This is a genomic window from Streptomyces cynarae (genome assembly GCF_025642135.1).
GTDB classification, from domain to species: domain Bacteria; phylum Actinomycetota; class Actinomycetes; order Streptomycetales; family Streptomycetaceae; genus Streptomyces; species Streptomyces cynarae.
In genome coordinates, this window is sequence record NZ_CP106793.1 from 8535469 (window position 1) to 8548878 (window position 13410).

Genomic DNA, 13410 nt, shown 5'->3' on the forward strand with positions numbered 1-13410 from the left:
GGGCCCCGGATCCCGCTATGCCGCGCTCGGCGGGATTACCTGGGCGCGGCGCCGGCGCGCGCGCAGGAGGGAGACCGCGCCGCAGAGCACAACCACGAGCAGGGCGCCCACGCCCGCGGGGGAAAGCGGGTACAGCAGCGGCACCGTCATCTGCAGCGCGATGGGAAGCAGGGCCACCGCCAGACCCGCGGCAGGCAACCGGTCCCGCCTGATGAAGAGCAGAGCGACCGCGAAGACCCCGGCCCAGAGCGTATGGGTGATCAGAGGACCCCCCGTCAGGGGGCGGTAGACGCTGACGAGCAGCGCCACCCACAGCACGACGGCCAGAGCGGTGGCGCCCGCGATCGCGGCCCGCTGCGGCTGCGATGAGCCGAGCAGGTCCCTGGGCGCGGCGAGGACGACGGCGCCGGTGAGCAGCGGCACGGTCAGGTTCAGCGCGGCCTCCGCGTAAGTGTGGTGGAAGAGGTGGGCGAGCAGGAGCAGGGGAAGGTCGGCCAGTCGCAGCAGCGTCGCCGGCACGACCAGTGCCCGGGCCACACTCCACCGCCCGGTCCAGACAGCCGCGAGCGCCGCCAGCCAGAACAGCGGCATGACTCCTTGGTTGGCGAGGAGGAGCACACCCGGGAGCGAGGACGAGGGCAGGCCCCCGATGCCGGGAGTGAAGAGCCACAGCAGGTTCGCCACGCTGCCACCCGTGGTGACGGCGACAGTCAGCGGGGCCGCCTGTGCCAGGACGTGCCCGGCCGTCCGGTCGGAGCCCAGGCCGGTGCGCTGCCGCAGACCGTGACCGGCGACGTCGAGCGCCTCGCGCAGCCGGCCGAGTGAGCCTGCGTTCTTCGTGGCTTCGGCGTAGATCGCGGTCAGCTCGGCCTCGTGCTCGGCGCGGTAGGCGGCCGGATGGAAGCGCAGTGCCCAGCTCAGAGCGCGCGACGGGTGCCGGTCCGTCATGCCAGGGCTCCCTTCGGGCGGGTGGCGGGAACGCGGCGGGCGGCCATCCGGCGCTCTGCCTCGGCGACGACGGCGCGTAGTCGCTCCGTCTCTGCGGCCAGCACGCAGCGGCCGGGCTCCGCGAGGGCGTAGACCTTGCGGGCCCGGCCGTCGACGACCTCCTCGCGCTCGACCCGGATCAGGCCCTGCTGGAGCAGCCGGTCCAGCGCGCCGTAGAGGGTGCCGGTGCGCATCCGCACGCGGCCCTGGGAGATCGCGTCGACCTCCTGGATCAGTCCGTAACCGTGCCTGGGCTCGTCGGCCAGGGCGGTGAGCAGGAGCAGCGTGGGCTCTTGAAGCGGTCGGTCACTCATGCCGCCTATATATATCGGTGACCGGCATATGTTGTCGAGTGGCACATCGGGCTTTGCAGCTCGAAAGCCCGAGCTGCTGTCTTGGGGCGTTGTGGGGGGATCGACTGGGGCATCAGCGGCGGCGAGACCGTCTCCGCTCACCGGCCGCCGGGATGGACTTGGCCGGGGTCCGTGACATTTGCTCACGAAGAGGCGCGCAGATCGCACGCCCGCGAACGGGCAGGTCGCACGCCCGCGAACGCGCAGATCGCACGCCCGCGAGGCCTTGGCCCGTCGCGGAGTGTCATCAGCCGGTGGTGAGGTGGGTGGTGAAGAAGTCGGTGAGCTTGTCGACGGCGCGGTCGACGTACTGCTTCTTGTCGTAGAGGTCGACGTGGCTGGCGCCCTTGATCCAGTGGATCTCCTTGGGGCCGGTGGCGCGCTGGTGGGCCTCGACGGCCATCCAGGCGGTGACGGCGCGTTCGCCGATGATCTGCAGCATGGGACGGGGGCCGATCAGCGGGACGGCGAAGAAGGCGTCGTGGAAGGCCATCCTGTCGATGCTCTCCCAGGCGAGGGTCTTCGCGGAGCGCTCGTGCCGGCCGCGCGGGGTGCAGTAGTACTCGAAGCCTTCGGCACCGTGCCGGCCGCCGAGCGCGCGGGCCTGCTCCACGGTGTCCGGGAACATGGTCATCGTGCCGGGGTCCTCGCCGCGTGCGGCGGCGCTGCGGGCCGCTGCGGCGGCGTCCAGCAGGGCCTGGAAGACGGCCGGATCCTGGGTGCCGTCGGCGCCGAGGCGGAACTGGCGGGCGGGCTCGGCGGTGGACACGGTGGCCACGGCCTTGACGCGGTGGTCACCGCCGGTGGCGGCCAGCGAGTAGCTGCCGGAGGCGCAGATGCCCAGCAGGCCGATCCGGTCGGCGTCGACCTCGTCGAGGGTGGTGAGGTAGGAGACGGCGGCCTTGAAGTCCTCCACCCGCTGGGCGGGGTCCTCCAGGCCCCGCGGCAGACCGCCGGACTCGCCCTGGTGGGCGGCGTCGAAGGCGAGGGCGACGAAACCGCGCTCGGCCATCCGTTGCGCGTACGTGCCGGAGGTCTGTTCCTTCACGCTGGTGCCGGGATGACCGACCACGAGTGCCGGCCGCGGACCCGGCGCCGGCGTGTCGGGGGTGTAGAGGTGTCCGGCGATCGGGATGCCGGCACTGTCGAAGCCGACGGTGGTCCTGGCCATGAGGCAATCTCCTTGAGACGGTGATGACGTGTCGTGGGGCGCCCGCGCGGCGGACCCGGGGCCCGCACCCTGCCGGGCACACATCCACCTTCCGCCGGCCTCCACATGAGCGGGAGAGCCAGGTTTCTGCCTGGGAAGGAACTTGCCCCCTCACACATGTGCCGTGGTCGTCGCGGAGCACGGACACTTGAGAGCATGACTTCAGACTCCGACTCCCGGGCGCTGGGAGCCTTCCTCAAGGCCCGCCGGGCCCAGCTCACACCGCGGGAGTGCGGCCTCACCGAGAAGGACTCCGCCCGCAAGGTCGCCGGACTGCGCCGCGAGGAGGTCGCCCAGCTCGCCGCCATCAGCGTGGACTACTACACACGACTGGAACAGGGCCGCGTCCGGGCATCCGTACCCGTGCTCACCACCCTGGCCCGTGCCCTGCGCCTCGACGACGACCAGCAGAGCTACCTCTACGAACTCGCCGGCCGAAGCGACGCCCGCCCACGCCGCCGCCGGCCCGCCCAACGCCTGCGTCCCGCCATGCGACGTCTGCTCGACCAGCTCACCGAAACTCCCGCGCTCGTCCTTGGCAAACGCCTGGACATCCTGGCCTGGAACCCGGCCGCCGTAGCCCTCTACACCGACTTCGCCGCCGTCCCGGCCCACCGGCGCAACTACATGCGGCTGCTGTTCACGCACCCGGTGGTCCGGCAGATGCACCAGGACTGGGCCCACGACGCCAGGGAAGCCGTCGCCGTGCTGCGCATGGAGGCCGCGGCCGACCCCGACGATCCCGACCTCGCTCAGCTCGTCGGCGAACTGTCCCTCCAGGACCCCGACTTCCGTACTTGGTGGGCCGAACACCGCGTCAACAGCGCCAGTTACGGCACCAAGCACTACCGTCACCACCTGGTGGGCGCGCTCACCCTCGACTGCGACACCTGGACCAGCCCGGACGGCTCCGGACAGCGCCTGATGATTCTGACCGCCGAACCCGGCAGCCCCTCCCACGACGCCCTGCGCATTCTCACCTCATGGACCACCCGGCAACCGGGCACCGACCGGACGGAAGACCTGACGCGATGACGACCTGGACACCCGAAGATCTCGCCCTTCTCACCGGGGCAGAGTCCCTCGTCCTGACCGTCGGGGACGACGCTCACGCCGGCGTGGAGATCGGTATGGTCCTGGTCCGCGGCGAGTTGTACGTCCGCGCCTACCGAGGGGTCCGGTCCCGCTGGTACCAGGCGTCGCAGAAGCACAGCCACGGACAGATCCGGATGGGGGCCGTCACTCGCGACGTCCTCCTGGAAACCCGGGACACCGGGCCCGCCCACGAGATCGACGCCGCCTACCGGAGCAAGTACGGACAGGCGGCCGGCGCCCTCGTAGCGAGCCCCGCGGCACATACCGCGACGATACGGATCGACCCGACGCCCTCTGCCCGGCGAGACCGCTCGCCCAGCCGCCGGTAGTCGCGCGGAGCGGAAGCGGATCTCGGCGAACTTCGGGTGCGTGGGATCAAGGCCGTCGGCGGCGTGAAGACGTCTCACGGAGCCGGTCGACAAGGTGCCGCCGCAAAAGGGGAAGTCGAGGATCACATCAGCGTCCTGGCGCCGAGGGAAGGCCACGTCGCCAACCGGGACATCCCCGCGTCCCGGCGGGGAGGACCCGGCCGACAGTCACGCACGCCGACCCGGTCGTCCCCTTGTGCCGGCTGAGCCAACAGAGGGAACCACGAGGCTCCCTGACGCGAGCCATGGCTGGAACATGACGCCTCTGGCCAAACTCGGTGTGCTGACCGCCCGTCGCGGGGCATCCGCCCGTCCACGCACTCCTCCCTTCCCTGGAGGCGCCCCCATGCCCTTCAATCCGCTCGAGCAGCGGGGCATCCCGCTGGACCGTCAGCTGCGCAACTGGCGTGAGCTGAACGGGCAGCCGATCGACCCCGACCACTGCGACCCGTACACCCGGTGCCGGATCATCACGATGAACGGCATCGAGGTCGAGCCGTCTTCTTCAGCCACCAGCTCGCCCGCAACACGATCGACCCCGAGGTGAAGCGGCAGCTCGCGCGCACCCGCTATATCGAGGCTCAGCAGCAGAAGGCCCGTGAACTGGCTGCTGCCCGGTGTGTCGTCGGTGCTGGAGACCACGATCGCCTATGAGCAGGTGGCGGTGGATCTGACGGCGTGGGTACGACGTCATCGCCCTGCTCATGCGTCAGCACGGCGACATCCGCAACCTCTTCGACGAGGTCGAACAGAGTGCAGGCGAAGAACGCCGCGACGCCTTCCGGCGCCTGGTGCGGCTGCTCGCCGTGCACGAGACCGCTGAGGAGGAGGTGATCCATCCCTTCGCCCGGCGGGCTCTTTCCGGCGGCGACCAGGTCGTGGAGGATCGCCTCGCCGAGGAGCGAGCCGCCAAGGAGACCCTCGCGGACCTCGACACCATGGACACCGACGACCTGGAGTTCCTGCCACGGCTGAGGGCACTGCGCGCGGACGTGCAGGAGCACGCCCGCGCCGAAGAACGCCACGAGTGCTCCCACATTCGCCGCACCGCCGACGCCGCCACCCTCGTTGCCATGGCCAACGTCGTGAAGGTCGCCGAGGCCGTGGCTCCGACCCGGCCGCATTCAGGAGTCGAGTCCGCCGTTGCCAACGTGGCCCTCGGACCGGTCGCGGCTCTCATGGACCGCACCAAAGACGCCGTGCGCAAAGCCATGGGCAAGGAGTGAGAGCCGGGTCCCGGCCTCTCACCGGGCGGTGCGACAGGAGCGGAGGTACTGACGCAGGACGCAGTTCAGTGAAGTTCGGTACGTCGACGCCGTCGGGCGGGCCCGGACCGGGGACCCGGTGCGGGGCTGGTGCTTTCGGTGTTCACCGGTCCGCCGCCCATGCCTCCGGGGACCGGGCCGGGGCGGCCGGTGCCGTATGGCGGGGCCGGTGCGGACGGCGTGGGCCGACCGCACCGCGGGTCTCTGCGACCATGAGGTCGATGCTGGCGAGCAGGTCCTCGCCCTCGGCCGCCCGCCGCAGCCGGTGCGCGGCGCTGCCGGTGGCCAGGATCTCCGCCAGGAGTTCCTGCACGACTGCCCAGTCACCGGACGCTTCCAGCGCCGGGCGCAACCGGCCCAGCATGCGCTGCAGGGCCGTGCGGGCCGGGACGGCGCGGCGGGTGACCGGGTCGACCAGGGTTCCTCGAGGCCGGAGCGGGCGGCCCGCCAGGTCGCGGCGCGCAGCCACTCGTGGTGGCCGTCGCAGGCCCGGCCGCCCTCGCGGGCCGACCGGTCGCAGGCATCCTGTACCAGCGCCCTGAACATCCCGCTGATCAGCACGACCGTGTCCGCACGAGGGCAGGCGTCACAGATCCGCAGCTCCAGCGTCTGCTGGTGCGCGGAGGGGCGAACGTCGTAGTAGACCATTCCGGCGTCACTGATGACACCCGAGCGGATCAGGTCCGCGATCGCGGCGTCGTACGCGGCGGCGTCCGGATAGCAGCCGGCCGGGCCTGCGGTGGGCCAGCGCTGCCACAGCATGGTGCGCCAGCTCGCGTAACCGGTGTCCGTGCCGAGCCAGAACGGTGAGCTGGCCGAGAGCGCGAGCAACGGTGGCAGCCACGGCGAGACCAGGCACATGGCGCGTACGGCGGTGTCCCGGTCCGGTACGTCGACGTGCACCTGCGCGCTGCAGATGAGCTGCTCGTCGGCGACTCTGCGGTACTCCTGCGCCATGCGCCGGTAACGGGGGTCGGCGGTGACGTCTCCCGAGGCGATCCGGGCCAGGGGGACCGTACCGGCCGCCACCACCGCGAGGCCCAGAGAGGAGGCCGCCGCGTCCAGGCGGCGCCGCGCTCCGGTCAGGTCCTTGTACAGGTCGTCCAACGTGCGGTGTACCCGGCTGTTGCTCTCCACCATCGATCGATGGAGCTCGGTGGTGAAGCCCGGCCGGTCGAGCCGCTCGAGTATGTCCCGGGCGCGCGGCACCAGTCGGCCGCTCTCCACGTTGACCACGTGGAATTCTTCCTCTGCCCCGATGCACAATGCCACGGCTCTTCCCTTGCCCTGAGGCTTGTCCGATCGTCGCTGTCCCATTCCTGTGGGTCGTGTGGCCTCTGAACACTGTTCAAGTGCCCCGTTGTCGCTTCCGCAAGCCTCCTGATGCACTCTCGTGCCACAGAGCGCTCGAATGAGCGCCCTCGGGCTCCCAGCTGGAGGAGGCGCGCCGGGGAGGCGCCCGGAACCAGTCGCCACGCCCCCGGCACGCGCTTCTGGTGAGGCACGTCGAAGGGGGCCTCAGGGGCATTTTATGCCTTTCTGTACGGTCATCTATCGTTTCCACCGCTTCGAGGACATGGCGCCCGTTGAGAGGGGCACTCGTGCCGGATGGCAAGGGCACGGCGTCACCGGGTGGCGGCTTCCGACCGCTTGTGGGACGAGGACGACGGCCGCTGGCCGCCCGGAGGCGAGGTGCACGCTTGGGAGCCCGGAGCCGACCAGACGGTATGCGGCCGCTCCCTCCACCGGTCGCGACTCGCCGCCTTCCACGGCGTCGACTGGCTCGACATCCTCCCGGAGACAGGCGGCGCCGCGGACGCCGCCCGCTGGGTCTGTCCCCGTTGTGCCTCCGTAGCGGGGCGCCGTGACGTCGACGCCGGCCGGGGCCGGCGGCGCACGAACCCCCGGCCGTGAGACCAGCGGGTCTCCTCCACGCCGCGACAATGACCGGCGGCCGTCAGGGGCCGTGGCACTCGAAGGCTGTGGTGATGCGGCTGGTTCACCCGCAGAGGGGGTATTGGGGAGAGGAATGCAGGACGGGGCAGTACACCGCTGCGGACGGCCGCGGACGAGTGGCGCGCCCGTCGAGGACCAAGGAGGCGAAAGTGGCGGGGCCAGAGGTGACCGAGAGCGTCGATGACCCGTCCCTGCGGGATGCCCACTCGGCGACGGCCGGGGCGCTGGCCGCCATCGGCACCGGGGTGTACCTGGTCGACGACAAGGGCTGCATCATCGCGGTCAACGCTCGAGCCGAGCAGTTGCTGGGCCGGCCCGCCGAGGACCTGGTCGGCCGTGACGCGCACGATCTGCTGCACAGGGACGCCCACGGCCAGCCGCTGCCGACCAGCCGGTGCCGTATGCGGCAGTCCTTCCACGCCGGGCGCACCGCCCAGGCCGAAGGGGACTGGTTCGCGCGAGGAGACGGCTCCCTGCTGCCCGTCGCGTGGCTGATCACGCCGTACGACCTCGGCGACGACGAGGTCGGCACGCTCGTTCTCTTTCACGCCCCCCACCACCTGGCGGCAACCGGTTCGTGGCCGGAGCAGGCCGCTGCGCCGCTGCCGGAACTCGAACGGCTGGCCCTGCTGGCGGAGACCACCACGCAGCTGACGTCCACCCTCGATGTCGACGAGGCGCTGCGCCGGCTCGTGGCGCTGGTCGTGCCACGGCTGGCGGACTGGGTGGTCATCGATCTGATCACCGAGCGCGACGAGGTGTGGCGCACCGCCGTGGTCCACGCCGAAGGCGACACTCTGGTACACCGTGAGGACCTTCAGGGACCGATGCCACCGGTGCCGGCCGAATCCCCCATGCCGCTGTCCCGAGCCCTGCGCGGGGTCGCCTCCACCCTGGCCGGTCCGCAGACCTACCAGCGGCCACCCGACTCCGGTATAGCGCTCGAGCAGCGCCGTCTGTTCGAGGCCACCGGCATCCGTTCCGCGGCCATCGCCCCCATCCGCAGTACCCGAGAGGTCCTGGGTGCCCTGACACTGGGGCGCGCCGACCGGGCGGGGGACTTCACCACGGCGGACATCCCGCTGATCGAGGACATCGCACGCCGCGCCGCGGTCGCCCTGGACAACGCCCGCCTCTACCAGCGTCAGCGCAAGGTCGCCGAGACCATGCAGAACCACCTGCTGCCCCAGCTGCCGCGCGTGCCCGGGTTGGAGATGGTCGCCCGCTACATGCCCGCACCCGACGCCTCACAGGTCGGCGGTGACTGGTACGACGCCTTCTGCCTGTCCGACCGCGCCACCGCCCTGGCCGTCGGGGACGTCGTCGGCCATGACCTGGAGGCAGCGGCCGGCATGGCACAGGTGCGCAACATGCTCCGCGCCTACGCCTGGTCCCAGAAAGAACCCCCCAGCCGGATCGTCGACCGGCTCGACGAGGCGGTCATGCACATCGCCGACGTGACCATGGCCACCATGATCTTCGCCCGGCTCGAACAGGCGGAAGACGGCCACTGGCAACTCTCCTGGACCAACGCCGGCCACCCGCCGCCCCTGCTGATCAGCCAAGACGGACTGGCCCACTACCTCACCGACGGCCACGGGGTTCTCCTCGGCACCGGAGCCGGCAAACCCCGCCCCGACGCCACCGCGCTGCTGCCGCCCGGATCCACCCTTCTGCTGTACACCGACGGCCTCATCGAAGCACCCGGCCACTCCCTCGACGAGGGCCTGAACCGACTGCGCCAACACGCGGCCGCCCTCGCCCACCGCCCCCTCGCCTCCTTCACCGACCAGCTCCTGCACCGGGTCCGCCCCGCCGAGAACGACGACGACGTCGCCCTCCTCGCCCTGCGAACTCCGGGGGTTCAGCCCAGATAGAAGTCCTTGCGTTCGGCCACGAACGCCTCGATTGTCTGCGCGGGCACGCCCGTCACGCGTTCGACGTCGTCGGACGCGCGGTCGTAGCGGTTCTCGCGGTGCAGCCGGGCCATGGTGGCGATGTGCTGTTCGGTGTGCGCCGGCAGGCCGACCTTGGCGAGCACTTCCGTACGCCACTGCTCCAACGGCACGTCCACGTACGACACCGGACGCCCCAGCGCGCGTGAGTACTCCTCGGCCATCTCGTTCATGTCGACCGTGCGTGGCCCCGTCAGCTCGTAGACCTGCCCTATGTGCGGGGCCGGCTCGCGGAGCACCGTGGAGACCACTCGGGCGACGTCCCGTAGGGCGACCGGTGAGGTGCGCCCGGTCCCGAACGGCAGCTCGATCGTTCCGTTCTTCCGGATCGACTGCGCCGCCAGCGCGGTGAACAGCGGATTGTCCAGGAACGACGTCGGCCGGATGTGCACCACCGGCAGGCCCGACCAGTTGAGGACCTGCTCCGCCAGCCAGTGCAGCCGCTGCTGAGACGACTCGGCGGTGCTGGTGGCGGTCATCTGGGACACCGTCATCTGTGACATGTCCACCAAGGCGTCCAGTTCTCCGTGCTCGCGTGCCACGCTGGCCACCACGGTCGTGGCCAGCAGATGGTCCGGCGACACGGGCATGGCGAAGTACATGCGCCGGACTCCGGCCAGTGCGGGCGCGACTGTCTCAGGCCGGGTCAGATCGCCGATGACCACTTCCGCGCCCAGCGCACGCAGTTCGACAGCACGATCGTCCTCGCGGCGAAGCATGACGCGCACCGGCACGTCCAGCGCGCGCAGCTCCTCGAGGACCGTTCGGCCGACACCACCGGCGTTGGCGATGAGGACGAGGTCGTTGGCAAGCATGGTCGATCTCCTCATGAGTAGCAAAGTAGCTGAGTAGCGGAGCAGCTGAGTAGCGGAGCAGCTGAGTAGTGAGTGCCTGAGCAGTGCATGAGCAGCTGGGGGAACTCGGCTGAGTCAGGCGGCGGCCGCCGTGCGGCGCCGCGTCAGGCGGGCGCGCAGGCCGAGCAGCAGCGCGGCGACGACGGCCCATAGAGCGAGTGTGACGACGGGCGCCGCCGCGTGCGAGCCGTCGAAATAGCTCAGGTCGGTGATCGCGCGGACGGCCGCGCCGGGCGGCAGCAGTGCGGAGACGGCTCGGGCCGCGGTGGGCAGCAGGTCGGCGCCGATGGTGGCGCCGCTGGTGGCGTTGCCGACGGTGAGGAGCAGGAGGGTGGCGACGGGAAGCCCGATGGGGCCGAGGTAGGTACCGAGCAGCTTGGTGGTGAAGGCGGCCGCAGCCGCCAGCAGGGTCAAGGTGAGGACCAGCGGAATGACCGGGGCCGGAACCGCTCCCAGAACGGGGCCGGCGATGATCGCGGCGACCGTGCCGATGGCCAGGGAGACACCCCCCAGCAGCCAGAACCGATGCCGCAGGTGCAGGAGACCGGCCAGGCCGACGGCGTTCGAGCCGAGCACGAAACCGGCCAGGGTCACGCCGAAGGCCATGTAGAAGCCGGCCAGTCCCCGGGCGTCGAAGCGGGTCAGTGGGACGGCGTCCTCGGTGGTGATGTGCAGGCCCGCACCGTGGTCGTAGGCGCCGACGAGGTTCTTCACCGCCGAGGTGGTGGATGTGCCGTTCGCTCCTGCGATGTCCAGCCGGAGCCTGCCCGGGCCGTCGTTGCTGAGCGCGGCGACGACGTCGCGGTTCTCCAGTGCCCGGCGGGCGGCGTGGGCGTCGGCGGCGGGGTGGACGTCGACGCTGTCGCCGAGGGCCTGGTGTATCTCACCCGGGAGGTGCGGGGCGGTGACGGCGATGGGAACGTGATGCGGCTGGGGGTCGCGCTGCAGGCCGATGTAGCAGGTCACGAAGGCGGCCACGACGATCAGGGCGATGACGGCCGGCTGCAGCCAGGCCCTCACCGGCGGCCGGCGGCGGGCGGCTCTGTGGGGCCTGGGGGAGCGTTCCGCAGCTGTGGCGCTTGTCTGCTCACGCTCGGGTGCGGATCCGATGGGGGTGTCCATGGCGAAGCTTTCTGAAGGCAGGACGTGATGCGCGGGGAAGGTCAGGTGGGGGACGCACGTCACGGCGGGCACATAAGAGCATATGCTCGTATTGACAGGTCGGCAAATCGGAACCGATGGCCTCATCGAGCACCGGCGCTGGGCGCTCTGGTGCTTTACGAGTACGTGCTCCTATAGTGGGTTCCGCAACCTGCGGAGGAGAGCATGACCACTACGCCGACGAACCTCGCCGAGCAGTGCAACAACCTGGCACTGCGTAAAGCGGCCCGGTACCTCGGCGCGACCTATGACAAGGCCCTGGCCCCGGTCGGGCTCCGTGCGACGCAGTTCAGCATCCTGCAGAAGCTCAGCGCGCGCGGAGAAATGACGATCACCGGTCTCGCCGACGCCATCGCCATGGACCGCACGACGATGGCCTCGAACCTCAAGCCGCTGGCGCGGGAAGGTCTGGTGACCGTCGAGCCGTCGCCGACCGACCGCCGCGCACGGATCGCCGCGATCACGCCGGACGGAATCGCCCGGGTGAACGAGGCCCTGCCGCTGTGGAAGGACGTACAGGCCCGGTTCGAGGAGGCGTTCGGCGCCGACGATGCCGCCGGCCTGCGAGCCTCCCTCGCAGCCGTCCTCGACACCGGCTTCACGCCCTGGGCCGAGTAGGCGCACCCCCGCGCCCGGCCCCGGTCGGCGTCGCCGCGCGGCAGATGCGAGCTGCACCGCACGGCGACGCGCCTGGTTCGCTCAGCTCCCGGCGGGGCGCGGCTGCCCGCCCTCGGTGAGCAGGTCCTCCAACAGCGCGCGGTAGTGGACCATGGCGTTGCGCAACTGCTCGGTGTCGGCCTTGTGGCGGGTGCTGAGCTCGTCGATCGCGTGGGCGGCTCGGTAGTGCTCCAGCGTGCGGCCGTGCTCGACCGAGAGGTCCCTCAGCTGTTCCTCGAACCTCTCCGTCGGGTAGCCGCGCTCGTGCATGAGCGAGGTCACCAGGCGGTCCGCGTCATGCACGGCGTCCTCGGGACGGTCCACGAACTCTTCCTGCACGGTGGCCCACTCCCGGGTGTAGCGGTCGCGGATGCTGGTGGGCAGTGGTTTGACATCCAGTGCGTCGTGCCGCTGCTCACGCTCGACCAGTTCACGCTCGGCGGCTCGCCGACTGCCGGTCTCCTCAACCGTCCGCTGGTACTCCGGGCCGAAGCGCTCGCGAAGACGGCGACGGCGCACGAGGAGAGAGCAACCGATTGCGATCAGGGCGATGACCACCACGACCGGGATGATGATCGCCAGAAGTGTCCCAGTTGTCATCGGGCCCACGTCCTTGCCAACCGCCCGAATGGTTTCGCTGATGCCATTCTCAGGCGGCTTTCCATGAAACAGAAGGCGTCGGCCACGGTGACGTGACCCGCGTCAGAGGGCGGGTGGCGGGGGCCCTCCCAGCGCTGTACGCGCTCGCCGTACGCGCTGAGCCGAGCGATCCCGCCACGCTTGCGTGACTGAGGAACGTGCCGCGCACCGGTGCCGGTGCGCGACCGGTCCTGATGATCGTCAGGAGGCCATGCGGTGGCGGACGGCGTCCAGGGTTCGGTCGAGGGGGCCGAGGACCGGCGCGACCAGCTTGTTCGCGGCCTCGTTGTTGACCCAGCGGTGCGGCCGGGTCGGCGCGTACGCCTGGGTGAGCTTGACCTCGGCACCGAGCATGCGCAGCCGGGCCGGGCTCACCGCCTTTCGCAGCGCGGCGAACTCCTCCCGTTCCTCACGGGCCGCGTGCCGGGCGACGGCGCGCCGCACCTGGTTGAGTCGCCGCAGATACCCGGCCCCGTTCGGACCGGTACGCCAGAGCGCGACCAGCAGCTGCTTTGCTTCCTTCTCCTCGGTGATGCGCCGCTGGGCCAGCTCGCTGCCGTGCCGCAGGGCTCGGCGCGCGACCGGGTGGACGTGCGCCTCTTCGGCGGCTTCGTGCACGGCGAGCAGGCGCATCAGCCGGTCGAAGTTGCGGCGGCGCCACGGCCCGGGCAGCGCGGCCTGCAGGAAGCCGAGCCTGATCTGCCGATGCTGACGTGTGAGCACGTCCACGACGTTCTCGCCGCCCAGGGTGCGTACCACCTGCAGGGACCGGGCGGGAACGGTCTTCGCGGCCCTCACCGTGGCCTTTGCGGTGAGCAGCGGCTTCGTCGCCGTGCTCGTCCCGGCCGTCTTCCTGAGCATGCCCATGATCCCTCCTCACTCACGATGACAGGAATGGCGGGTACCCCCG

13 protein-coding genes and 2 pseudogenes are annotated in these 13410 nt (G+C 70.8%); 7 read left to right on the forward strand and 8 right to left on the reverse strand.

Features of this window, described 5'->3' with window-relative positions; all coding sequences use genetic code 11:
- Window positions 1-15: 15 nt before the first annotated feature.
- From N8I84_RS38545 to N8I84_RS38555, 3 genes are all read right to left on the reverse strand, one after another.
- Window positions 16-948, reverse strand: coding sequence for a hypothetical protein (locus N8I84_RS38545; RefSeq protein WP_263234186.1), 933 nt, complete (start codon window positions 946-948; stop codon window positions 16-18).
- Window positions 945-1301, reverse strand: coding sequence for a PadR family transcriptional regulator (locus N8I84_RS38550; protein WP_263234187.1), 357 nt, complete (start codon window positions 1299-1301; stop codon window positions 945-947). Before N8I84_RS38550 ends, N8I84_RS38545 begins: the two co-directional genes overlap by 4 nt.
- A gap of 286 nt (window positions 1302-1587) precedes the next feature.
- The gene (locus N8I84_RS38555) at window positions 1588-2511 is read right to left on the reverse strand and encodes an alpha/beta hydrolase (protein WP_263234188.1); all 924 of its coding nucleotides are present in this window, start codon (window positions 2509-2511) and stop codon (window positions 1588-1590) included.
- 195 nt (window positions 2512-2706) lie between these two features.
- Between N8I84_RS38555 and N8I84_RS38560 the strand changes: the two genes are divergently transcribed.
- The 4 genes and pseudogenes from N8I84_RS38560 (at window position 2707) to N8I84_RS38575 (ending at window position 5239) form a co-directional block, all read left to right on the forward strand.
- Window positions 2707-3585: a helix-turn-helix domain-containing protein gene (locus tag N8I84_RS38560; protein WP_263234189.1), complete on the forward strand. Its 879-nt coding sequence runs from the start codon at window positions 2707-2709 to the stop codon at window positions 3583-3585.
- A complete protein-coding gene (locus N8I84_RS38565; protein WP_263234190.1) occupies window positions 3582-3974 on the forward strand; it encodes a DUF2255 family protein in 393 nt (130 codons plus the stop codon). The genes N8I84_RS38560 and N8I84_RS38565 overlap by 4 nt, the downstream gene beginning before the upstream one ends.
- 385 nt (window positions 3975-4359) lie before the next feature.
- A pseudogene (locus N8I84_RS42910) lies at window positions 4360-4713 on the forward strand (hypothetical protein); the annotation flags it as partial.
- A gap of 4 nt (window positions 4714-4717) precedes the next feature.
- Entirely contained in the window at window positions 4718-5239 is a 522-nt protein-coding gene (locus N8I84_RS38575; RefSeq protein WP_263234192.1) for a hemerythrin domain-containing protein, read from the forward strand.
- A 142-nt stretch (window positions 5240-5381) separates the two neighbouring features.
- On the opposite strand, the pseudogene N8I84_RS38580 reads toward N8I84_RS38575, so the two are convergent.
- A pseudogene (locus N8I84_RS38580) lies at window positions 5382-6595 on the reverse strand (carboxylate-amine ligase).
- Window positions 6596-6886: 291 nt separating this feature from the next.
- Here N8I84_RS38580 and N8I84_RS38585 point away from each other — a divergent pair.
- Both N8I84_RS38585 and N8I84_RS38590 read left to right on the forward strand, forming a co-directional pair.
- Window positions 6887-7192: a hypothetical protein gene (locus N8I84_RS38585; protein WP_263234193.1), complete on the forward strand. Its 306-nt coding sequence runs from the start codon at window positions 6887-6889 to the stop codon at window positions 7190-7192.
- 191 nt (window positions 7193-7383) lie between these two features.
- Window positions 7384-9111, forward strand: coding sequence for a SpoIIE family protein phosphatase (locus tag N8I84_RS38590; protein WP_390898998.1), 1728 nt, complete (start codon window positions 7384-7386; stop codon window positions 9109-9111).
- Here N8I84_RS38590 and N8I84_RS38595 read toward each other — a convergent pair.
- Both N8I84_RS38595 and N8I84_RS38600 read right to left on the reverse strand, forming a co-directional pair.
- Window positions 9099-10004, reverse strand: coding sequence for an NmrA family NAD(P)-binding protein (locus tag N8I84_RS38595; RefSeq protein ID WP_263234194.1), 906 nt, complete (start codon window positions 10002-10004; stop codon window positions 9099-9101). The two genes, N8I84_RS38590 and N8I84_RS38595, sit on opposite strands and share 13 nt — an antisense overlap.
- A gap of 114 nt (window positions 10005-10118) precedes the next feature.
- Window positions 10119-11165, reverse strand: a complete 1047-nt coding sequence (locus N8I84_RS38600) for a hypothetical protein (RefSeq protein WP_263234195.1) — start codon at window positions 11163-11165, stop codon at window positions 10119-10121.
- A gap of 204 nt (window positions 11166-11369) precedes the next feature.
- Between N8I84_RS38600 and N8I84_RS38605 the strand changes: the two genes are divergently transcribed.
- On the forward strand, window positions 11370-11822 hold the full coding sequence (locus tag N8I84_RS38605) for a MarR family winged helix-turn-helix transcriptional regulator (protein ID WP_263234196.1): 453 nt from the start codon (window positions 11370-11372) through the stop codon (window positions 11820-11822).
- 81 nt (window positions 11823-11903) lie between these two features.
- Here N8I84_RS38605 and N8I84_RS38610 read toward each other — a convergent pair whose 3' ends face one another.
- The gene (locus N8I84_RS38610; protein ID WP_263234197.1) at window positions 11904-12461 is read right to left on the reverse strand and encodes a hypothetical protein; all 558 of its coding nucleotides are present in this window, start codon (window positions 12459-12461) and stop codon (window positions 11904-11906) included.
- Between the two features lie 240 nt (window positions 12462-12701).
- The gene (locus N8I84_RS38615; protein WP_263234198.1) at window positions 12702-13367 is read right to left on the reverse strand and encodes a hemerythrin domain-containing protein; all 666 of its coding nucleotides are present in this window, start codon (window positions 13365-13367) and stop codon (window positions 12702-12704) included.
- Between the last annotated feature and the right edge of the window lie 43 nt (window positions 13368-13410).